The following is a 22,826-nucleotide window of genomic DNA, read 5'->3' as shown; positions in this document are numbered from 1 at the left end:
AGGCGATCCATTTGTTTTGCGATGCGTAGACTGTCCCGTTACCACCGACAAATGAGCGTGCTGCATCCGTGTCTCTTACCGTACAGGTTGTCTGGTTCAAGAAAGACCTGCGCATTCAAGATCATGCGCCTTTAAAACGTGCCAGCCTGCGCGGACCTGTCTTGCCGCTCTATGTGGTGGAGCCGGATTTCTGGCGGCAGCCCGACGCCTCCGAGCGTCACTATCAGTTTTTGAACGAATGCCTCGCAGACCTGCAGCAGGAACTGGCAGTGCAGGGGCAACCGTTGATCATTCGGACCGGCGAAATCGTCGAAGTACTTGAGCATCTTTCAAAAGATATTGTGATTGCAGGTCTCTGGTCTCATGAAGAAACCGGCAACGGCTGGACTTACACGCGCGACAAGAAAGTCGCGGACTGGTGCAGACTGAAGGGCATTCCGTGGACAGAATGCCGCCAGACCGGGGTGTTGCGGCGTCTGAAAAGCCGGGATGGCTGGGCCGCAAAGTGGGACAGTTTCATGGCAGAACCTCCTGTCGACCCTCCCCGTCTGCAGCCAGTTCATGCGCTCGAACCCGGAAATCTGCCGGACGCGAGCTCGATCGGACTTGCTGCAGATCACTGCCCTCAGCGGCAAATCGGAGGGCGCGCGCGCGGTCTTGAAACCTTACAGAGTTTTCTCTTCGACCGCGGCAAGCCCTACAGAGCTGCGATGGCAACCCCGGTTCGCGCTTTTACGGCCTGCTCAAGGCTGTCTCCGCATCTCACCTTTGGAACACTTTCCCTGCGAGAAGTCGCACAAGCCACCTGGGCGCGGCAGAAAGACCTGAAACAAAACGATTTCAAGGGCCGCAGCACCTGGCAGGGCGCCATGCGCTCTTTTTCAGGACGGCTGCACTGGCACTGCCATTTCATGCAGAAGTTGGAGGATGAACCGCGCCTGGAGTTTGAAAATCTTCACTGTGCCTATGACGGGCTTCGTCCCAGGGAATCAGATCGCTCACGCCTGGCGGCTTGGCAAGCGGGCGAAACGGGCCTTCCCTTCGTTGATGCCTGCATGCGATGCCTTGCTGCGACCGGCTGGATGAATTTTCGCATGCGCGCCATGCTGATTGCTGTCTCCAGCTATCATTTGTGGCTCGACTGGCGTGCGCCCGGTGAACATCTCGCGCGCCTTTTTACAGACTACGAGCCCGGCATTCACTGGCCGCAGGTGCAGATGCAGTCCGGCACCACCGGGATCAACACGATCCGCATCTATAATCCCGTCAAACAGGGACAGGATCAGGACCCGGACGGGGTATTCGTCCGGAGGTGGGTGCCGGAACTCCAACAGATCGACACGGCCCACATACATCAGCCCTGGAAAGCGGAAAATGCAGGCAGTGTCCTCGGAAAGATCTATCCGTTTCCGGTTGTTGATCACGTGAGCGCGGCACGCGACGCACGAGAAAAGGTCTGGGGCATTCGAAAGGGACATGCCTTCAGAGGGAGGGCGGCTGACATTCAGAACAGGCATGGCAGCCGCAAGAGCGGCATACCCATGCGGGGCCAGGAGCGTTCCCGGGGGCGACGGCGCAGGAAATCTTCGCCGGACCAGGCCGATCTCTTTGGCGAAACTTCATGAAAATGCTCAGAAAAGGCGATTTGCCGCAAAAGATCTGCGCCTCATGCGGCCGTCCTTTCGCGTGGCGTAAAAAATGGGCGAAGGACTGGGACGAGGTTCGCTATTGTTCCGAAAAATGCAGGCGGCAACCGAAGCGGCACAAGAAGCCTGCGGCGTGAATGGCAGGCCCTACATCCATTTCACGATGTTATTCAGGACTTGATCCTGCAATCCATTCCGTTGCCTCTCCTCGGTGATCGGAGCCGCGGTTCGGCATGGATGCGATGATCACGTCATGGCATGACAGCGGCGGAACTATAGGGCTTGTCCGGGTGAAGTTTACACGCTCTGCGTCATTACAGGGCATGACCCAGCAATCCATCCCGTTGCCTCTCCTCGGGATCGGGGCTGCGGTTCGGCATGGATGCCATGGTCCAGCCCACTACTGTCCGTTTAACGCGAAATGGGTCTCGTGAGGCGATCACCAGCCTATGATCTTGTCATTCCGGCTGAAGCGCAGCGAAAGGCCGGAACCCAGTAGCCGACAGCTTCTCTTTTTTAGCCCCGGCTACAAACGATACTGGTTCCCGGTCTTGCCGCTTTCGCGGCAAGACCGGACGACAAGCATCCTCGCTCTGCGTGTTGAAATAGCTTCCAACCCCAGCAGTCACATCTGCCGTCAGACGAACAGGTTCGCAAGACTCTCCAGGTATTCCTGCTTTCCAGACTTCGGTTGCGGCTCCAGGTCTTCGGAATGAACGCGGTCCGCAAGCGCTTCGAGTGACGAACCGCCTTGCAGGATTGCGGCGTTTTCCGGTTTTTGCCAACCTGCATAGCGATCATCGACAAAGCCCTTCAGGCGCCCGTCCTCGATCATGGCCGCAGCAGCTTTCAGGCCACGCGCGATCGCGTCTGCCGAGCCGACATGGCCCTGGATCAGATCAACCGGATCCAGCGACTGACGGCGCAGCTTGGCGTCGAAGTTGGTGCCGCCTGTGGTGAAGCCGCCATCCATCAGGATCTCGTAGTAAGCAAGCGCCAGTTCCGGCACGTTCATGCCGAAATGGTCGGTGTCCCAGCCGCATTGGTAGTCGTTCCGGTTCATGTCAACGGACCCGAGAATGCCGAACGAACGGGCCATGTGGAGTTCATGCTCAAAGGAATGGCCGGCCAGGATCGCATGACCCTGCTCGATGTTCATCTTGACCTCGTTTTCAAGACCATAGGCCTGCAGGAACCCGTAGACGGTCGCCACGTCGTAGTCGTACTGGTGCTTACTTGGTTCCTGGGGCTTGGGCTCGATCAGGATCGTCCCTTTGAAACCGATCTTGTGCTTGTACTCAACCACCATGTTGAGGAACCGGCCGAGCTGGTCGAGCTCCTGCTTGGCATTGGTGTTCAGAAGTGTTTCATAACCCTCCCGGCCACCCCAGAGAACGTAGTTCGCACCTTTCAGGCGGTAGGTGACGTCCATCGCGTTTTTCACCTGGGCAGCGGCATAGGCAAAGACATCCGGATCCGGATTGGTCGCGGCACCCGACATGAAACGGCGGTTGGAGAACATGTTGGCCGTTCCCCACAAAAGCCTAATGCCCGTATCGGCCATCTTCTTTTCAAAAATATCCGCGATCGCATTCACATTGGCATTGCTCTCTGCCAGTGTGCTGCCTTCCGGTGCGATATCCCGGTCATGGAAGGTAAAGAACGGCATGCCGAGGATCTGGAACATTTCAAAGGCGACGTCCGCCTTGAGCTTCGCCTGCTCCATCGGGTCACCGCCGGCCGCCATCCAGGGCCGCAGGAAGGTTTCACCACCAAACGGATCGCCGCCGGGCCAGCAGAAATTGTGCCAGTAACAAACGGCAAAGCGCAGGTGATCCTCCATTCGCTTGCCCAGAACGACCTCGTCCTTGTTGTAATGGCGATAGGTCAGCGGATCGCGGCTGTCAGGTCCGGAATATTCAATCGGCTGCAGATCGCCAAAAAACCCAGTGCTCATGTTTTGCTCCTCAGAAGCCGGCCTGTTTGAATGCCGGATACAGTTTGCGCCAGCGGCCATAGGCCTCGGCATAATGTTCGGTAAGGGACGGAACCGGTTCGATGCTTGTTTTCAACGCAGGCTTTCCAAAAACGCCATCGGTCGATCCGAGCGCGGCGGCCTGACCCAGCCTCGCAGCTCCCAGGGACGCGCCGAAATCTCCGTCGACCGGGACGTCCACGATGACATTCAGCAAGCTGGCGATGATTTCGAGCCAGGCCTCGGACCGCGATCCACCGCCGACCGCAAGAACCCGGTCGATCTTCGTTCCGGCGACGCTCAATGCTTCCAGACAGTCCTTCAAAGCAAAGGCAACGCCATCGAGTACGGCGTGGGTCAGGGCGTTGTCGTCCGTTTCGTGCGAAATGCCCGAAAAACCGGCGCGGATGGCAACATCGTTGTGAGGTGTGCGCTCACCGCCAAGATAGGGAAGGAAAGAAACTGCCGAGGGTCCGGAGACCCGCCCCAGCGCCTGGGTCAAGTCTCCTGGTGTTTTCTTCAAAACCCCGGCGAGCCAGTTGAGGCTGTCTGTCGCCGAAAGGATCACGCCCATCTGATGCCAGGTTTCGGGCACCGCGTGACAGAACGCATGCACAGCGCCATCCACATTGGGCGAAAAACGATCGTTGGTGACGAAGAGGACACCGGAAGTTCCGAGCGACACGAAGGCCGATCCCGGATCGACCGCGCCGACGCCACATGCCGATGCGGCATTGTCACCACCCCCTCCGGCGACGACGGGTGGGGCCGAAAATCCCCAGCGTGAACACAGGGCCGGCGTGAGCGTTCCCGACGCTTCCGATCCCTCAACGAGCCGGGGCATTTGAGCACGCGTCAATCCGGTTGCCGCGAGGAGCTCATCGCTCCAGTCTCTTCCCGCAACATCCAGCCAGAGCGTTCCCGCACTGTCGGACATGTCGCCGGCGTATTCGCCGGTCAACTTGAAACGCACGTAGTCCTTGGGCAGAAGAACCATCGCCGTTTTTGAAAAAATCTCCGGCTCGTTCTCTTGCACCCATTGAAGTTTCGGAGCCGTGAAGCCCGGCATCACCAGGTTACCGCCAAGGGTATGAAACTTCGGTTCCGCCTTGGTCAGTTCTTCGCACTGTTTTCCCGAGCGGCCGTCGTTCCACAGAATGCAGGGGCGCAAAGGTCGTCCGCGACTGTCGAGCAGCGTCGCGCCGTGCATATGGCCGGACAGCCCGATACCCTTCACTGCGGCGAGCTCCGCCGGTGCCTTCGTCTTCAAGTCGTCCAGAACGGTCTCGCAAGCGCGCCACCAGCTGTCGGGATCCTGCTCCGACCAGCCGGGATGCGGACGCTCGACCGTGAGGTCCGAGGTTGCCGATGCGATCAGGGACTGATCTTCGCCAAGCAGAATGGCTTTGACAGAACTCGTTCCGATGTCGAGACCGATATACATGAGGTGCGTTCCTCAGACTGCATCAAAAAGAAGGCCGAGCCCCGAGGACGGGATCCGGCGGGAATTTCGCATGTGCGTTGCGGGCCGCCGACTTTTCAGCGGCGAAATCTGGCCTGCAGACCGATCCCGAAGAACCGGAGATCCGCAGGCCAATCCGGTTTAGCCCACGGCTTCGTCTTCCACAAGCGCGCCCGGGCCAGGCGTGGCGCCCGGAGGACACTTGCCGAGAATGATCATGCCCAGAACATCATCATCCGTAACGTCGGTCGTCTTGGCCGTGCCGACCAGCTGGCCGTTTTTCATAACCGCCAGGCGGTCGCACAGCTGAAAAACGTCATGGATGTCGTGGCTGATCAGGAAGATGCCGAGACCCTGTTTCTTCAGTTCCTGAATGAGTTCCGCCACCATCTGAGTTTCATGAACCCCGAGCGCCGCAGTAGGCTCGTCCATGATCAGGATCTTGGCGTTGAAATAAACTGCACGTGCAATGGCAACCGACTGACGCTGACCACCCGACAACGCTTTGACAGGCGCATGGAACTTTTTGAAGTTCGGGTTGAGCTTGCCCATGATCTTGCGGGTCTCCGCCTCCATGGCATCGTCGTCGACGAAGCCGAAGGCGGTTGTCAGTTCGCGCCCGAGAAACAGGTTTGATGCCGCATCGAGATTGTCCGCCAGAGCGAGCGTCTGGTAAATCGTCTCGATGTTGTAGGAGCGAGCATCGCGCGGCGAGTGAATATGCGCCTCGTCCCCATTGATCAGGATCTGTCCGCTGTCAGCCTTGTAGGCACCGGAAAGAATCTTGATCAGGGTCGACTTGCCCGCCCCATTGTGGCCAAGCAGTCCAACAACTTCACCCGGATAGAGATCCACCGTAACGTGGTCGACGGCGTGCACCCCGCCAAAAGAGATGCACATGTCTTTCATTTCTACGAGAGGTGCTGACATCTCTTACTCTCCCGTACGCTTGCGATAGATGATGTCGACCAGGACAGCCAGAACCAGCACGACGCCGACAACGATGTTCTGAAGCGGTGCATCCACACCGACCATAGCCATGCCTGACTGGAGCGACTGCATGATCAACGCGCCAAGAATTGCGCCATAGATCGTACCGACGCCGCCGGAAAGAGCAGTCCCGCCGATCACGGCCGCCGCGATAACCCGCAATTCATCAAGTGTCCCGATATCGTTGGTTGAAAACCCGAGGCGCGCCGAGGCGACCGCCGCTGCAAGAGCGCATAATCCACCCATGATCGCGAAGATTTTCACCGTAAGAAAACGGGTGTTGATGCCTGAAAGTTCAGCCGCATCCGGATTGCCGCCGGTTGCGAAAATGTAACGGCCGAGACGCGTGCGCCGCGCAGTCACCGTCATGGCGACGGCGACGAGTATGAGGAGCACGACCGAATAGGGAATACCGTACCCGACCTGCAAACCTTCCGGCATGGTTTCACCGGCTGCTTCAAACATCCGTTTCAGGCGAGCGGTCGGGATATGATACGCGTTCAGGATGGCAACGAAACCGAGGATGGCGAACGTCGTTATGGCACCCAGAGTCAGCTCGGCCCAGACTGGCTTCACCGGAAAACCGTGAGACGCGCGTCTGCGGCGTGAGGCAACCTGAAGCCAAAGCACAAGGCCAACGGCAAGCAGACCGAATATCCATGAAGCGCTTTCGCCCATGGTGCCGCCGATGCCGCCAAGCATTGTGAATGTCTCGTTCAGCGGTCCGATGGTCTGGCCGGATGTGATGAACCAGGCCACGTTCCTCCAGACAAGCAACCCACCGAGGGTAACAATGAATGCCGGTATGCCAAGGTAGCCGATCATCCAGCCCTGGAAAGCACCGATCAGGACACCGACGATAACACCCGCAATCAATGCCAGGACCCAGATTGCAGGATGACCGAGGCCCAGAAAGTCCGGATGCGCAAGAATGTCCGTTTGAACAACCGCCATGACAGCGGCAACCGTCGCCAGCAGGGAGCCGACCGACAAGTCAATGTGGCGGGTCACGATCACGAACACCATGCCCGTTGCCATAATGGCCACTGAAACGGTCTGGATCGTGAGATTGAAGATGTTGCGCGGCGTCAGAAACCGTCCATCGGTAAATACGTTGAACACGAGGCACAGGACAATGAATGCCCCGATCATACCCAAGAGACGCGTGTCGAGCTGCAACGCGGCAAGAAAGTTTCGAGCCGCCGGGCGGTCTGAGCCGGGCAGAGCGGTGTCGGACATCGAGCTAACTCCTGCTTGGAGACCATTACGCAAATGCGTCGGGTGGTCTGCCCGTGGTGCTTTTGCTGCACCCGTATTATTACGGCCCCGATCTTAAGACCGGGGCCGCGTTTTCGGCAAGCCGATTAGTTACAGGGAGCCGGACCGCCGGAAACACCCTGGCAAAGATCGTCCTTGGAGATCCAGCCGGCATCGACCACCGCGCTCAGGTTGTCCTGCGTGATCGGAAGCGGTGCCAGGAACTTGGCCGTCAGCTCCGTGCCACCCGGCGACGTCCAGCTTGCAGCGCCATCGACATCCGACATCTCGGAACCACCAGCAAGCGCGACGGCGATTTCGCCGGCAGCCTTGCCGAGTTCACGCGCATCTTTCCAGACCGAAACGGTCTGAGTGCCCTTGGCGACGCGGTTCAAGGCAGCATGATCGCCATCCTGACCGGAGACCGGAATGCCGTCCATGCCCTGCGCGGTAAGCGCAGCGACAACACCGCCTGCAGTGCCGTCATTGGATGCCACAACAGCGTCGACCTTGTTGTCGTTAGCGGTCAGGATCTGTTCCATGTTGCGCTGTGCGTTCGCAGGCAGCCAGCCGTCGGTGTAGGCTTCACCGACGATCTTGATGTCGCCGGAGTCAAGCGCACCCTGAATGACTTCCTGCTGACCACCGCGGAGGAAATCCGCGTTCGGGTCGGTCGGAGAGCCTTTGATCATGACATAGTTGCCCTTCGGCTGAGCAGCCAGAACAGCTGCGGCCTGCATGCGGCCGACTTCGACGTTGTCGAATGTCAGGTAAAACGCACGCGGGTCGTCAATCAGGCGGTCATATCCGACAACCGGGATGCCTTCGTCAGCAGCGGCCTGGACAGCCGGGCCGATTGCCTGTGCGTCCTGCGCCAGGATGATCAGCGCGGTTGCGCCCTGCGCAATCAGCGCCTCAACGTCGGAAAGCTGCTTTGCGGAAGAGCTTTGCGCATCAGCGGAAATATATTTTGCGCCGGCAGCGTCCAGAGCACCCTTGATGGCAGCTTCGTCTGTCTTCCAGCGCTCTTCCTGGAAGTTCGACCAGCTGACGCCAACAACAATGTCTTCTGCACTGGCAGCTGTAATAGCGGTTGCGGACAGCAGAGCGCCCGCCAGCAAAGTGGTGATTTTACGCATTGCGATGTTTCCTCCAGTTGGCGCGGCTACAAAGTCAGCCTCGCCGAAAATGCGTTATGTTTGCCGGCACCTTGTTGCGGTGCCGCATAAAGGACAGCCTTGTTGTTATTTTTTTTGGTGCCCGAAAAAAAGTTGCAGGAAAGCGCCGCTCCTGTCAACATGGTTTTGCAAAACTCTGTTCACGGAGACTATAAATTGTCATCGGAACAGAGAAAAACCGGGAGAAACCCGGGACAGAGGAAACACCTTGGGAAGAGCTGAGCGAGCATGAAACGCAAGGCGGACCGGGATCAGATCCGGCGGCAAAACAGAAGTATCGTCCTCCAGGCGTTGCGCAGGAGCGGTCCCATGGCGCGGATCGATCTTGGCCAGATCACGCGGCTCAGTCCGGCGACGGTGACGGCCATCACCTCCGATTTGCTGGATCAGGGACTGATCCTGAGCTTGGAGAGCGAGGAACCGAAAACGCACCAGGCACGGGGGCGTCCACGCACGCTCCTGAAGCTCGCACCGGGCGCCGTCTACATCATTTGCGCGCGGCTGTCGGTGAACAATATCGACCTCTCGCTTGTCAATTTCGCGGGCGAAGTCGTGCGCGACAGGCGAACGAAATTCGACAGCGCGGAGGCCGATGCCGACAGCTTTCCCGACACTTTGACCGGTGCAGTCCGGGCCTTTCTGGATGAGGCGGGCGTGGACCCGTCACACGTGTGCGAGATCGGCGTTGCCGCTCAGGGTGTTGTCGAAACTGAAACCGGTCAGGTGGCCTGGAGCCCGGCCTTTTCCGGACGCAAGATCCCGATTGTGGCACCGCTCCAGGACGCTTTTGCAGCAGAATGTTACATTTCCAACGACACCAACATGATCACCGAAGCCCTGCACTGGTCCGACCCCAGCCGGTACAGCGGAACCTTCGCCGTGATCATGCTCGATTACGGCGTCGGGATGGGCCTTTATCTGAACAATCAGCTCTTTTCGGGTGCCAGCGGAACGGCTGCAGAATTCGGTCATGCGAATCATATTCCAGGGGGAGCGCTCTGCCGGTGTGGCAAACGGGGTTGCCTGGAAGCTTATCTTTCCGACTACGCACTCGTCAGAGCCGCAAGCCATTTGCCGGAGGATACGGATCCCGTCACCATCAAGGCGGGCGTGAGCGGCCTTGCACGCCTGCTAGAACGTGCCGGATCCGGCGACGCAGACGCACTCAACGCATTCCGGGAAGCCGGTCGGGTTCTGGGCTATGGTCTTGCGCGTGTAATCGCAATGATCGACCCGAAACGGATCGTCCTTACGGGCGCAGCCGTGCGCGCGTTTTCCTTCATGGAGAAAAGCATGTGGGAAGGCCTGGAAGAGGCGCTTGTAGCGGATCTTCGGAACAACTTTTCCCTGGACGTGATGCCCTGGAACGAGGATTTCATCCGCAGTGGGTTGATCGCACAATCCATGGAGCGCCTCGACAAGGACTTTCTTGGATCCGCCTCACAACGCAGCCGCCGGATCGGGCGTGCGGACAGCGAGGAGTTATCTGCGTGACCAAATATTTGCGACTGGGCATCCTGATGACCTGCTCCTGCCTGACGTTTCCCGCGCCTCTGGCTGCTGACCCGGATCTGCCGCCCTGGAGCGAGCGAGCGATCCAGGAGGATATCGACCTCGAAGCACTTGCTGCATCCGGGCAGGATCCAATTCCCGTTCTCCAGCCGCTCGGTGAGCAGCTGTTTTCCGCCAAGTTTACAAGCCTCGACGGCGCGGGCCGGCCTGATGCAACAGGAGCCATTGTCCCGACAAAAGTTCGCCGGAAGTCGCATCTTGCGTTCCAGCGCCTGGCCGGACCGGATGCAAACGCCTGCGCGTCCTGCCACAATGAACCCGTTGTCGGGGGCGCCGGTTCCTTTACCGCAAATGTGTTTGTGTCCGAAGGGTTTGAAAGCGCCGATTTCGACACGATAGACCCGCAGTTTTCCAACGAGCGCAATACCAATGCGCTCCAGGGGGCAGGCTTGATCGAGCTGCTCGCCCGCGAGATGACGGCCGATTTGCGCACCGCAAGGCAAGCACTTCTGAAAAAGGCGCGCACCAGCGGACAACCCGAGAAGATTGAGCTTGAAACCAAGGGCGTGACATTCGGGAGCCTGACGGCCTACCCGGACGGCACACTCGATGTTTCGGGTCTGGAAGGCGTTGACGATGATCTGACCATCCGCCCCTTCAGCCAGAAGGGTGTCTTTGCCTCTCTCCGCCAGTTCACGGTCAACGCAATGAATGCCCACCACGGAATTCAGCCGAGCGAACGATTCGGCCCGGCTTGGACCGGAACCAGCGATTTCGACGCCGACGGCATCGCTGACGAGATGTCGACGGGCCAGATTTCCGCGCTGGTCGCCTGGCAGGCGACACTGCCGGCGCCGACACGCATGCAGGATCTGCCTGACGTTTGGGAGGCTGCGCGCACCAAGGGCGAACAGGTCTTCGAGACGATCGGATGCAGCTCGTGTCATATTCCGTCCCTGCCGCTGGACTCGCTCGTCTTTCACGATCCTGGCCCGTTCGATACGGCCGGAACCCTGCGCCAGAGCGATCTGGACACACCGCTTGCGCTCGATCTTGCAACGCTGGAATGGGTGCAGGCCCTGCCGAAAGACGCGCAGGGCCGCGTGCTGGTGCCGCTTTACGGCGACCTCAAACGCCACAAAATCGCAGATACGCAAAATGAGACCTATGGCAATGAACTCCTGGCTCAGAGATTTGTTGCCAGGGATGTCTTCATTACCGCCGAGCTCTGGGGGATCGGCAGCACGGCGCCTTATGGTCATCGCGGAGATCTGACGACATTGAACGAGGCGATCCTTGCGCATGGCGGTGCGGCAACGGAGAGCCGAAAGGCCTATTCGAACCTCTCGGAAGAAGAACGGCAATCCGTTATCGCATTCTTGCGCAGCCTGGAGATTGCCCAATGACGTGCGTCATTACGTCCGTGAGCGCCTTGCTGGCTGGCACTCTTGCCGCGTCCGTACTGCCCGCAGCGGCATCGGAACGGGAAATGTCCCTGGCGCCGGTTCCAGGTTTTGTCGAAGAAGCGCAGGCTGCGGGGCTCGCGCATGTCTATGACGGTGCCTGGGAGTATTTTGTCGGCGGCGGTGTCGCGATTTTCGATTGCGACGGCGATCGGCGCCCGGATCTCTTCCTGGCTGGTGGCAAAAACCCGTCACAGCTGTTCAGGAATGTTAGCCCGACCGGTGGTGAACTGGCTTTTTCAGGTGTCGAGAGCGGACTTGCGCAGAAGCAATCGGAGAAGGTGCTGGGCGCCTATCCGATCGATTTCGACAATGATGACATTCTCGATCTTGTCCTGTTGCGCCTTGGCGAGAACCTGCTCCTGAAGGGCAAGGGAGATTGCACGTTCGAAGTCGCAAACCGTGCGCTGGCGTTTGACGGCGGACGCGCGTGGACAACGGCATTCTCAGCCACATACGAGCAGGGCAGCGACTATCCGACGCTTGCTTTTGGGAACTACGTCGACCGGTCGCAGCCGGGAGCACCCTGGGGAACCTGTCACGACAATTCCCTGTTCCGGCCGGAGAAATCTGAAGGTGGCACGGTTTCCTATCCCGAGCCCATCCGTCTTTCTCCCGGATACTGCGCCCTTTCAATTCTATTCACGGACTGGAACCGTTCCGGTGAGCCGTCGTTGCGGATTTCCAACGATCGCCACTACTACAGGGGTGGACAGGAGCAACTCTTGGCGGTTCCACCGAACCGGCCACCGCGTCCCTACCGCAAGACAGACGGCTGGCAGCATCTCAAAATCTGGGGCATGGGCATTGCCTCCGTTGATCTCGACGTGGACGGCTTTCCCGAATATGCGCTGACGAGCATGGGCGATACCAAGCTGCAGAAACTTGATGTGGAATCCGACGAGACCGTTCCGGTCTATCAGGATATTGCCTTCGATCTCGGCGTGACCGCACACCGTCCCTATTCCGGAGATGACCTGAAGCCCTCCACCGGATGGCACTCGGAGTTTCAGGACGTCAACAATGACGGGCTCTGGGACCTCTATATAGCCAAGGGCAACGTTGAAGCCATGCCCGACTTCGCTGCCTTCGATCCGGACAACCTGCTGATCGGACAGTGGAACGGAGGCTTTCGGGAAGCCGGTGACCATGCCGGCATCGGGCTTGACCGGCGGGGCCGTGGAGCCGGGCTTGCGGACTTTAATTCAGACGGGCTGCTCGATCTCGTGGTCGTCAACCGCGCCGCTCCTGTCAGTTTGTTTCGCAATGTCGGACAAGGAACCGCCACAACACCTAAGCCGCTTGGCAACTGGCTCGCTCTCGACATCCGTCAACCCGGCAGCGCCAACTCAAGAGCGATCGGCGCCAAAATCAGCGTGAAAACCGGAAACCATACCATTGTTAAGGACATCCAGATCGGCGCGGGCCATGCCTCCGGCCAGCTGACCTTCGCACATTTCGGTCTCGGCGTTGCCGAACGGGCGAATGTTCGAATCAAGTGGCCGGATGGCGACTGGAGCCATGCCTACCGGGTCTTTGCCAACAGCCACGTCATCATCGAGCGCGGGGAAGAAAAAGCGCGTCTCTGGTATCCTGAATAGGCCGGAAACGAAATTCCTGTGTTTGGTTAAATGGCCGCCGTCTCAAGCTGAGCATGCTCCACCCACTTTTGTAGCATATGCAGTGAAATGTCATTGACCGTAGCGTTGATCCCAACCCCCTTCAGGGCTGCGGTGTGGCGCATCGGGAAATTCGGCGTCAATCATAGCGTTTTTGAAGATGCGCCAGACCTTTTGACCTGAGCCCTTCGGATCCCTCGTTCATTTGGAGAGTCCTTGGTTTTTTGGAGTGCAACCCAACACGCCCCCGGGACGGGCTAGAGTATTCCGGACTGAATCAGGAACACGGGCTGGCTGCGTGTTGTGATTTCGAAGCATTATTCTGCATACACTTCCCAGTAACTGACAGCTAGTCTGCGCAGCAGTCCCATATTTTTTTACCACTTCGGAAATATTCAGAGGAAATACCTCTCAATATGTCAGTACTTGCCCACAGCACAGCAACTCTGCATGGTAAACAATCAAATGATCTCTTTAATATCGTGTTAGAGAATAAGGATTGATGAGCCGAAGCCTGATTGCAACAAGCGTTGCCATGAGCTTCGAATTGACATCCAGCTTCTTGTAAATGTTGTTCCAGTGGAACCTAATCGTTCCCTTGGACACGTTTAGAATTAGCCCGATTTCCTGATCGGTTTTACCTTCTGCCGCCCAGCAAAGAACGTCTTTTTCACGCGACGTCAGATGCGGTAATGGCTTGTTCTTGAAAAAACCCTGATACCTTTCATGAAATATCGCTGAGAGAAAGAAAATATCAGACAAAACATTTGGGTCTAAAACACCGTCATTTTCAGGCCGCGAAATTCCAAGCCCCGCGATTTCACCGTGCAGATTTACAAAGGATACGCCGATACCGTCTGCGACCCCTGCTTCCTCAGCTTCGTTCATCACCTTCTTTGCCAATCCCAGGGCTTCCGGATCGCGCACCACGTGATCAACATGTGCGTTCCAGAAAAAAGGTGTCGGACTTTGCAAAAGGCGATGCCAAACCGCGTCAATCACCTGATAATTTTGCTCATTGTAGAATTTCAACCAATCTTCCGGGTAGCTTGTCGCGTGTCCATGAAAAGCAGGCTGATCAATTGACATATGGTCGGTCATCAACGTGTAGCAGGCATTGTTATACCCATACCGCTGTATTGCCCCATTGAAGGCCGAAAACGCGCTTTCATTGCTGTCAGCGGCTTGAATCTCAAGAACGGCTTTTTCCAGATCGCTCAATTATTCTTCACACCCCAATTCGGACGGACCCTGACACAAGTGTAAGCTTACGTATGAGACGTTTTGACAATAATAAATTATTAATTATTTCAGCAGCTGGTGAACCAACATGATTAGAGTTTTGACGTTTGCAGCCACATTACTTTTGATCTCTGCACTGTCAGCAAAAGCTATTCCAATCACGGAAATCTTGGATCTCTCCGGAAAAACACCGGGCATTAACCTTGGGCAATCCTTCTCAGAAACAGCTTCTAACGGAACCAAGGTTGATATTAACGCTACACTTGGTGTGTTTCTAACAACATCTACAGGTGTCGAAAATGGCAATGGTTTCATAGGTGATTTTAATCTGACGTTTGATGGTAATTCAACGCCAGTTGATGATGTATTTGCCACAGTTTCTCTCTCACAAGGTGCATTCGGAAATACAGATGTTACCTTTACAGATATTGGTGATAGTCAAAGTATCACTTTTTATTTTGGAAGTTTTGATAATCTCACAACATTTAGTTTGACCGCACTTGGAACAATTTCATCGGGACTTAGAATAGATACAAATGGAGATACATCTCAACTGACACTCTCTAAACTACAGTTCACTACAAATGATTCTATAACAGCTGTGCCCCTTCCTGCATCTTTCCCCTTTCTTGCTGCCGCTATCGGCGGAATGGCTTTAATTCGGCGACGTAAAAAGAGTTGAATTTGTTAGGGGCAGTCCAACAATATACATTTCGGGCCACCCCTAATAAATCTTAATGTTTCTGGCTGATTGCAGCTTCGATAATGTCGCCTACACCGCAAGCTTTAGAGCGCCATTCCTCAAAAGTCATGGATAGCTGTGGATCGTCTGGGCGGTCCTTGCGCAGCTTGTCCTGATACTACTTGAACGCTTCCTCGGTCGTGATCAGATCCATAATGCTGAAAGACTTAAAAGCCATGCTTGCTACTCTCTACAATGAGACAACAGGCAAGCGCCGGCAGAGATCATCTTACGATGTCGCTGTCGTTTAAAATGCGTTGCTGCTGTCGTTGAGCATGGCGATTCTGCTCCGCCGAATCCGGCATTGCAAGCGGCTCTGCGATCCGCATGTCGCTTTCATCTTGCCGGTGCGTTTATTGTTATTTCTAGAAATTACTTTTTGAGCGACATATCATCATCAAAAGGCGAAGACGGCTGTCTTTCCATGACAGGTTTTGACGGGGATAATCTTTGTCGGCTTTGCAAAAGCGCGCCCATAGCGACTTTCAGGCCAGCTGCTTCATTACATTTTCCGGGGTTCCAGAAATTTGGATTCCCTCTCGGTTGGTATGAAACGGCGGTCTGTCGGCGCGGTCATTCATTGATGAGGTCGAGCGAGTCTTGATTCAAGAGGCTGGAGCTGGGCGTTGCGTTGGGAATCGCGCGCAAGGCCTGCGACCTGCCCTGCAACACGGTCCGCTTTTCTGTGAACAACTCCTAATTAGATGCCTAAAAACTCTTTCCTGCGGCGTTTGCGTCACATTTCACGCCCTATAGTGTAGAGGTGTATTTGGTCGGCGGAAATTCGCATGCTGGTTGATGGGCAAGTGCCAGTCTCGCGAATTCCGTTAAGCCGAAGGTGGGCAGTAACATGATTGTTGGGTTTATGATCGGTGCCATATTTTATGGTGCCATGACGCTTGTTTTCCTGATCCTTTCGTCCGCGGAGCTTCTGGAAGACTACATGAGCACGCCTTCGCGGCTCGCGCGCGTGTTTGTGATTTCCGTGTTTTGGCCCGTGAGCCTCGTTCTGTTTTCCCTGAGTTTTGCCTATGCGCGGTATAGCAAGGCCCTGCATCGCCTTGGCGCAAAACCGGTGTTCCGTTTATCGCCCAGCGCTTCCTAGACCGACCCGCCAAATTTGCTTCCGAACCTTTGACGCGCTCCGATTAAGTTCATCGGGGAGCGGAGAATGATGAATGGCGAAATTTTAATCACGCCACTTTTTTCACCTAAATAATTGTGTTTGCAGCATTTTATTTGCTGAATTTTTGTCTCAACTTTTTAATCGTTCTAAAAATATTTGACTAACTGTTCAAATTTTTGCCCAATAGGCTCATGAGCTTCCTCAAAAAAATGAAGGAGGCCACCCAGAGACATGATCGCCAACCTTCCGGAGATCTCCATGACCCAGACCAAAGCCGGCCCGGACATTGCCACCGGACGCCTGCCTGAGGATGCCTATACTGAGAACTTCAGTGACCTGCATCCCCTGCTGGAACAGCACGAAGCACAGGTCGAGGCAGACCGCTGCTATTTCTGCTATGACGCACCGTGCATGCAGGCCTGTCCGACAAGCATCGACATTCCTCAATTCATTCGCCAGATATCGACCGGAAACCCCGACGGATCGGCAAAGACGATCTTCGAGCAGAATATTCTGGGCGGCATGTGCGCACGCGTCTGCCCGACCGAAACCTTGTGCGAGCAGGTTTGCGTAAGGGAAGTCGCGGAAGGCAAGCCGGTCAAAATCGGCCAGCTCCAGCGCTACGCCACCGACCACTACATGAGCGGGCACGACGCGACGCCCTTTGAAAGGGCCGCGGCCAGCGGCAAAAAGATTGCCGTGGTCGGAGCCGGTCCGGCAGGCCTTTCCTGTGCCCACAGGCTGGCCGTTCATGGCCATGAAGTCACGCTCTTCGACGCCCGCGACAAGGCCGGCGGACTGAATGAATTCGGTATTGCCTCCTACAAATCCGTCGACAATTTCGCACAGCGGGAAGTCGATTTCGTCCTGTCGATCGGCGGCATCGAACTCAAGACCGGTATGCGTCTTGGAGACAATCTCGATCTTGCCGAGCTGCGCGCGACGTTTGACGCCGTTTTCCTCAGCATCGGCCTTGGCGGCGTGAACGCGCTCAACAAGGAAAACGAAAGCCACAACGGCGTCCTCAACGCGGTCGACTATATTTCCGACATTCGCCAGGCGGACGACCTTTCACGACTGCCTGTCGGGCGCAACATCGTCGTGATCGGAGGCGGCATGACCGCTGTCGACATTGCTGTTCAGAAAAAACTGCTTGGTGCCGATGACGTCACAATCGTCTACCGTCGTGAGCAGGAACGCATGAATGCCTCGAAGTTCGAACAGGAACTTGCGCAGACGAGCGGTGTCAAAATCCTGACGAATGCCCAACCTCATGCGCTGGTCACCGAGAACGGGCATATCAGTTCCATCGAGCTGGAACGGACAGTTTCATCGGCAGATGGTACGCTGAACGGAACCGGCGAGTTTCTGTCGCTGCCCGCCGACATGGTGTTCAAGGCTGTTGGACAGACACTGGTGCGCGATGATCTTGACGCCACCATCGCCCTTGAAAAGGGGCGGATCGTCGTTGACGCGGACCGCAAGACCAGTCTCGACGACGTCTGGGCAGGAGGCGACTGCGTCCTGGGCGGCGAAGACCTGACCGTCACCGCGGTGGAAGACGGCAAAATCGCAGCAGAAAGCATCAACGCCGCCCTGAGCGCCTGAGCGGCGTCCGGCGTTTCGGATCTAGGGGAGAGTCATCATGGCTGACCTGCGTACAAATTTTATCGGCATCAAATCAACCAATCCGTTCTGGCTGGCGTCGGCGCCGCCAACCGACAAGGAATACAATGTCGTTCGCGCCTTCAAGGCGGGCTGGGGCGGCGTGGTTTGGAAAACCCTTGGCGAAGATCCGGCCGTCGTCAATGTCAACGGTCCGCGCTACGGCGCAATTCACGGCAAGGACCGTCAGCTTATCGGCCTCAACAACATTGAGTTGATCACGGATCGTCCGCTTGAGGTGAACCTTCAGGAGATCAAGCAGGTCAAGCGCGACTGGCCTGACCGCGCGCTTGTTGTCTCGCTGATGGTTCCGTGTGAGGAGGCAAACTGGATCAACATCCTGAAACGCGTTGAGGACACCGGAGCGGATGGTGTCGAGCTTAATTTCGGCTGCCCGCACGGCATGAGTGAACGTGGCATGGGCTCGGCCGTGGGCCAGGTACCCGAATATATCGAGATGGTCACCCGCTGGGTGAAACAGCATTCGCGCATGCCCTGCATCGTGAAACTCACCCCGAACATCACCGACATTCGCAAACCGGCACAGGCCGCAAAGGACGGCGGCGCGGATGCAGTATCTCTGATCAACACCATCAACTCCATCATGGGTGTCGATCTCGACGAAATGTCCCCGTCGCCTTCGGTTGACGGCAAGGGTGCGCATGGCGGCTATTGCGGACCGGCGGTCAAACCCATCGCGCTCAACATGGTTGCGGAGATCGCGCGCGATCCTGCAACGCATGGAATGCCGATCTCCGGGATCGGCGGCATCACCAGCTGGCGCGACGCAGCTGAGTTCATGGCGCTTGGGGCCGGATCGGTCCAGGTCTGTACGGCTGCGATGACCTACGGCTTCAAGGTGGTCGAGGACATGATCGACGGCTTGAGCGACTGGATGGACCAGAAGGGCTACACTTCGGTCGACCAGTTTGTCGGCAGCGCCGTTCCGAACGTTTCCGACTGGCAGTATCTCAACCTGAACTACATCGCGAAGGCCAAGATCGATCAGGATCTTTGCATCAAGTGCGGCCGCTGCCACATTGCCTGCGAAGACACTTCCCACCAGGCCATTACGAACATGGTGAACGGCGAACGCCGCTTCGAGGTGATCGACGAGGAATGCGTCGGCTGTAACCTCTGCGTCAATGTCTGTCCGGTCGAAAACTGCATCACGATGGAGCCCATGGCAGCCGGCAGCATCGACCCGCGTACCAGGAAGGTCGTTGAAAAGGACTACGCCAACTGGACGACGCATCCGAACAATCCGATGGCCGTCAAGGATGCGGCGGAATAACTCCGGACAACAATCAGCGAATCGCAGGCAAGTCCCGAACTTGCCTGCGCTTTTTCGTTTATCCGCATTGATGTTGGCCACGTGGCCCTCTAGCCTGCCCTGAAGTTAAATTCAGGTGGGCCGAATGCAAGATTCCAGGCTTCTGTTAGCAACCTCGATCGGCCTGTGCGCCGTTATCGGTTTCTGGGGCGTCATCGACCCGGCAAGCCTTCAAGCGATCGCAAAGGAAATCGTCGACCAGTATTTCTTCAGCCGCGGCTGGTTCGTCATGTTGTCCGTGACGCTCATGCTGCTCTTCTGTCTCGGGCTGACCGTCACGAAATATGGTGATATCCGCCTGGGCGCAGACACCGACAGGCCGGAATATTCAACACCCACGTGGATCGCGATGCTCTTCGCCGCCGGCATGGGTGTCGGTCTTCTGTTCTGGGCGGTCGCCGAGCCGCTCACGCATTTTTATTTCGCAAAGGACTTTCTGCCGACGCCGCTTGCAGCTGAGCAGGCTCTGCTTGCCTCAAATTTCAACTGGGGCATTCACGCCTGGGCCATCTATGGCACGACAGCGCTCACAATCGCTTATTTCAGCTTCAGGCGCGGAACTCCAATGCTTGTCAGCGCGCCAGTGAAGAACCTCTTTCCAGGTGAAAGGTGGGCAAGCGCGGTTGGCTGGTTTTCGGATTTCATGGCAATTGCGGCCATCGCAATCGGGGTCGGCGGCTCGGTCGCGATGGGCGTCTTTCAGGTCGCAGATGGTGTTACCGTTCTTTTCGGTGGTGACGTTACGCCGTCCTGGCTTATCGCTGCCGTTTTCTTGCTCATGATTGCGGCCTATATTCCGCCTCTTCTTGTTGATCTGGGCAGCGGGATGGCCCGCCTTTCCAATATCGCCATGGCACTTGCCATCGCGCTTGTCGCCTATACGGTCATTCTCGGGCCTTCCGAGTTCCTCTTGAATTCCATCATCGGCGGGATCGGAAACTATGTGGCGGAAGTTCTCCCGCGCGGGCTGCAGACTTTCACGTTCTACGGTGACGACACCAGCAAGTGGTTTCAGGACTGGACGCTTACCTACATGGTCTGGTGGATCGCCTGGGGACCGTTTGTCGGCGTTTTTGTCGCGCGCATTTCCAAAGGCAGGACGATCCGTGAGTTCGTTCTGGGAGTCTTGATCGGTCCGACCCTTTTCTCGACCATCTGGTTCGGTGCCTTTGGCGGCGTCGGTCTTTACGAAACGCTCGATGGCCAGGGCGAACTCCTTGCGATGACACAGACCAATGTCGAGCGCATGACCTTCGCGCTTCTGGACCGCTTGCCACTTGCCACACTGACGACGCTTGCAACGATCGCTGCCGCGTTTCTTTTCATTGTCACCAGCGTCGTCAGCGCCGCCTTCGTGCTCGGCATGTTCTCAACAGGCGGCAATCCCGACCCGAGTGCGAAAGTGCGGGTCATCTGGGGAGGTCTGCTCGGTGTCCTGGGCGCGGCCATGATCCTGTCGGGCTCCATGAACGCCGTCAAAACGCTGATCGCACTCGGAGCCCTACCATTCGTTTTCATCACCGTTCTCCTGATGACGTGCCTGGTAAAAGCGCTCCTTCAAGACGGAACAAGCGAGGTCAATCATGCTGATCGGTGATCCAGTAGACACTTTCCTGAACCTTAGCACCTTCGCTTTCATCGGAGCGATGATCTGGATCCTGATGCGAAAGCCCCCAGCCTAGAGCATTTCGTGAAAAGCTTTGTTTGACGGTTTGCCCGAAACGCCACAAGTCAGCCGGTTCAAATCCCAACCGTCAGATCAGGCCTTGTGAGCATCAGCCAGATGATCGCAAGGACCGCAAAAAAAGCCGGAAACCCGCACGCGAACCATATCCGATAGAGCCTGTGATATTCGTCCGGCAACGGCGCACCATCGGCGGCAGCGTCTTGCGCCAGCCGGCGCATCCTGATCTGGATCCAGACAACCGGAAGCCAGAAAACACCGACGAAAACATAAAGACACAGGGACACCAGAACCCAGCCTTCCAGGAGCGGCCAGCCGATCTCGCGTGTCAGAAGATACCCCGTAACGGGCTGAAAAATAGCCGCCGTAGCCGTGAAAATGGTATCTGCCACAACGACAATTCCGGCAACATGGGCAATCAGAACCGGGTCCTGAGACCGGTTGGACATGACCATGAAAAACGCAATACCAGCGCCGGTCCCCAGTAGCACACAGGCGCCGGTCACATGGGCAAAGCGGAGCAGATCGTACCACATCACCGTTCCTCCAGGACAAGTGCGACAAGAAGGGCGAGTGCCATTCCCGGAAGGACTTTCACAAAAACACCAAGCGGATCGAGCCAGAGGTGCGGCGTCAGGACTGATCCTGCAGTCAGATAGACCGCGGAAAGGGCAATCATGCCGAGGCATGCCAAGCGTGTCCATCGTCGGAACAAGACGGCAAGTCCAAGGACGAGATCGAAAATAGAGCCGGATACCACCGCTCCGGCCGCGAGCGATGCCGAGACCCCCTGGTCAGTAAGAACCGCCGTCGCCTTGCTGAAAGACACCAGTCCGAACATGCCGGACAACAGCCAAAACAGCGACAGACAGCCGATCGCCAGGGGGAGTGCTAGATACAAACGCGAAAACATGCGCTCCTGCGCTGTCGCAGGCATCTCGTCCAGTGTCTCGCGCAGCGATTTCAGCGGCGCGCCACCCAGTTTCTGCCAGGTGTCCGGGTCACCGGAGATCCCGGCTTCAAGCGATCGCAGGGCATTCGTTCTGAGCGGTGAACGCCAGCCCAGCCACCCGAGCGCATCGGCTGAGCGTCCCAGCAGCTTAAGTGACCACGCAGGCACTTTGACCCGGAACCGCCAGGCAGGAAATCCCAGCCAGGCGCGCAGCTTTTCGGTCAACTCGGAAAACGTCTGAGATCCTGTTTCCGTCAGGTCCGCAACAAAACGGGTCCCCATCCGGCCTTCCGCCGCTTCCGCAACGGCGTCTGCAAGATCGCCGACATGGATTGTCTGAACCTTCGCCTTCGGCATGATCATGCCCTGAACGGCGGGAAAAGCGGCCGCCGCTCGCAACAGCGCCGTACCGCCATAGGCCTGCGCCCCAAGAACAAGCACCGGACGCAACACGATCCACTCAACAGCGGACGACATGATGATCGCATCACCCTTTGCCTTGGTACGAAAAAAGTCGGTCGGCGCATCTTCCGATACACCGGCTGCAGAAATCTGAATGAATTTTGTGTTTGTGCCGGAAAGCGCCTCGCAAACACGGCTCACAGCCGTTTCGTGGATGGCTTTCAGATTGTCGCGCGCACCATCCTGAAGCGCGCCGGACGCGTTCACGACGACGTCGGCGTCTGTCAGAAGCTGTTTCCAGTCGCTTGCCGATGTTTGGGCGATATCACGGATCGACCATTCGATATCGGGGAATTCGGCTCTCGCAAGCGCTGAAGAGCGCCCGACACCTGTGACTGAAAAGCCCTTTTGCTTCAGCGCCCTGACACAGGCAGCCCCGATAAAGCCATAGGCTCCGAGAACAACGGCTTTCTTTTTCATGCGCTCTGCCTTGCTGGATGACGCCCGGTTGTGTTTTAGCTGCTTCACCTCTTCAATGAAACGTAAAAAGGCCGCCTCAAGAGGCGGCCTTTTCAACT

18 protein-coding genes are annotated in these 22,826 nt (G+C 57.0%); 10 read left to right on the top strand and 8 right to left on the bottom strand.

The window, feature by feature from the left end:
• The first annotated feature begins 68 nt into the window (after window positions 1-68).
• Together ABVF61_RS11890 and ABVF61_RS11885 are read left to right on the top strand one after the other, a co-directional pair.
• Window positions 69-1,625, top strand: a complete 1,557-nt coding sequence (locus ABVF61_RS11890; protein WP_353993772.1) for an FAD-binding domain-containing protein — start codon at window positions 69-71, stop codon at window positions 1,623-1,625.
• Between the two features lie 2 nt (window positions 1,626-1,627).
• Window positions 1,628-1,783: a DUF2256 domain-containing protein gene (locus ABVF61_RS11885; protein ID WP_353996405.1), complete on the top strand. Its 156-nt coding sequence runs from the start codon at window positions 1,628-1,630 to the stop codon at window positions 1,781-1,783.
• Between the two features lie 500 nt (window positions 1,784-2,283).
• On the opposite strand, the gene xylA is transcribed toward ABVF61_RS11885, so the two are convergent.
• The 5 genes from xylA to xylF all read right to left on the bottom strand — a co-directional run bounded on the left by xylA (window position 2,284) and on the right by xylF (window position 8,469).
• Window positions 2,284-3,603, bottom strand: coding sequence for a xylose isomerase (gene xylA, locus ABVF61_RS11880; RefSeq protein ID WP_353993771.1), 1,320 nt, complete (start codon window positions 3,601-3,603; stop codon window positions 2,284-2,286).
• A gap of 10 nt (window positions 3,604-3,613) precedes the next feature.
• Entirely contained in the window at window positions 3,614-5,065 is a 1,452-nt protein-coding gene (gene xylB / locus ABVF61_RS11875; protein WP_353993770.1) for a xylulokinase, read from the bottom strand.
• A 159-nt stretch (window positions 5,066-5,224) separates the two neighbouring features.
• Window positions 5,225-5,992 (bottom strand): ATP-binding cassette domain-containing protein, encoded by a 768-nt coding sequence (locus ABVF61_RS11870; protein WP_353996404.1) that lies wholly within the window; start codon window positions 5,990-5,992, stop codon window positions 5,225-5,227.
• 24 nt (window positions 5,993-6,016) lie between these two features.
• The gene (locus tag ABVF61_RS11865; protein ID WP_353993769.1) at window positions 6,017-7,312 is read right to left on the bottom strand and encodes a sugar ABC transporter permease; all 1,296 of its coding nucleotides are present in this window, start codon (window positions 7,310-7,312) and stop codon (window positions 6,017-6,019) included.
• A gap of 125 nt (window positions 7,313-7,437) precedes the next feature.
• Window positions 7,438-8,469 (bottom strand): D-xylose ABC transporter substrate-binding protein, encoded by a 1,032-nt coding sequence (xylF, locus tag ABVF61_RS11860; RefSeq protein WP_353993768.1) that lies wholly within the window; start codon window positions 8,467-8,469, stop codon window positions 7,438-7,440.
• Between the two features lie 267 nt (window positions 8,470-8,736).
• Here xylF and ABVF61_RS11855 point away from each other — a divergent pair, with 267 nt between their 5' ends.
• The 3 genes from ABVF61_RS11855 to ABVF61_RS11845 are packed head-to-tail and all read left to right on the top strand — an operon-like array spanning window position 8,737 to window position 13,084.
• Complete coding sequence (locus ABVF61_RS11855) at window positions 8,737-10,002, top strand: ROK family protein (protein ID WP_353993767.1); 1,266 nt, start codon at window positions 8,737-8,739, stop codon at window positions 10,000-10,002.
• A complete protein-coding gene (locus tag ABVF61_RS11850) occupies window positions 9,999-11,426 on the top strand; it encodes a di-heme oxidoredictase family protein (protein ID WP_353993766.1) in 1,428 nt (475 codons plus the stop codon). Before ABVF61_RS11855 ends, ABVF61_RS11850 begins: the two co-directional genes overlap by 4 nt.
• A complete protein-coding gene (locus tag ABVF61_RS11845) occupies window positions 11,423-13,084 on the top strand; it encodes a CRTAC1 family protein (protein ID WP_353993765.1) in 1,662 nt (553 codons plus the stop codon). The genes ABVF61_RS11850 and ABVF61_RS11845 overlap by 4 nt, the downstream gene beginning before the upstream one ends.
• A gap of 492 nt (window positions 13,085-13,576) precedes the next feature.
• Here ABVF61_RS11845 and ABVF61_RS11840 read toward each other — a convergent pair whose 3' ends face one another.
• Entirely contained in the window at window positions 13,577-14,323 is a 747-nt protein-coding gene (locus ABVF61_RS11840; protein WP_353993764.1) for a helix-turn-helix transcriptional regulator, read from the bottom strand.
• 109 nt (window positions 14,324-14,432) lie between these two features.
• Here ABVF61_RS11840 and ABVF61_RS11835 point away from each other — a divergent pair, with 109 nt between their 5' ends.
• From ABVF61_RS11835 to ABVF61_RS11815, 5 genes are all read left to right on the top strand, one after another.
• Window positions 14,433-15,026, top strand: coding sequence for a VPLPA-CTERM sorting domain-containing protein (locus ABVF61_RS11835; protein WP_353993763.1), 594 nt, complete (start codon window positions 14,433-14,435; stop codon window positions 15,024-15,026).
• Window positions 15,027-15,936: 910 nt separating this feature from the next.
• Window positions 15,937-16,191: a hypothetical protein gene (locus ABVF61_RS11830; protein ID WP_353993762.1), complete on the top strand. Its 255-nt coding sequence runs from the start codon at window positions 15,937-15,939 to the stop codon at window positions 16,189-16,191.
• Between the two features lie 279 nt (window positions 16,192-16,470).
• Window positions 16,471-17,820: an NAD(P)-dependent oxidoreductase gene (locus tag ABVF61_RS11825; RefSeq protein WP_353993761.1), complete on the top strand. Its 1,350-nt coding sequence runs from the start codon at window positions 16,471-16,473 to the stop codon at window positions 17,818-17,820.
• Window positions 17,821-17,857: 37 nt separating this feature from the next.
• On the top strand, window positions 17,858-19,171 hold the full coding sequence (gene preA, locus ABVF61_RS11820) for an NAD-dependent dihydropyrimidine dehydrogenase subunit PreA (protein WP_353993760.1): 1,314 nt from the start codon (window positions 17,858-17,860) through the stop codon (window positions 19,169-19,171).
• Between the two features lie 124 nt (window positions 19,172-19,295).
• Window positions 19,296-20,807 (top strand): BCCT family transporter, encoded by a 1,512-nt coding sequence (locus ABVF61_RS11815; protein WP_353993759.1) that lies wholly within the window; start codon window positions 19,296-19,298, stop codon window positions 20,805-20,807.
• 143 nt (window positions 20,808-20,950) lie between these two features.
• Here ABVF61_RS11815 and ABVF61_RS11810 read toward each other — a convergent pair whose 3' ends face one another.
• On the bottom strand, window positions 20,951-21,430 hold the full coding sequence (locus ABVF61_RS11810) for a DUF2269 family protein (protein WP_353993758.1): 480 nt from the start codon (window positions 21,428-21,430) through the stop codon (window positions 20,951-20,953).
• Window positions 21,430-22,728, bottom strand: coding sequence for an SDR family oxidoreductase (locus ABVF61_RS11805; RefSeq protein WP_353993757.1), 1,299 nt, complete (start codon window positions 22,726-22,728; stop codon window positions 21,430-21,432). The genes ABVF61_RS11810 and ABVF61_RS11805 overlap by 1 nt, the downstream gene beginning before the upstream one ends.
• Window positions 22,729-22,826 lie beyond the last annotated feature (98 nt).

Source organism: Roseibium sp. HPY-6, from assembly GCF_040530035.1.
Taxonomy (GTDB): Bacteria; Pseudomonadota; Alphaproteobacteria; order Rhizobiales; family Stappiaceae; genus Roseibium.
This window is presented reverse-complemented; position numbering and strand designations above follow the sequence as displayed.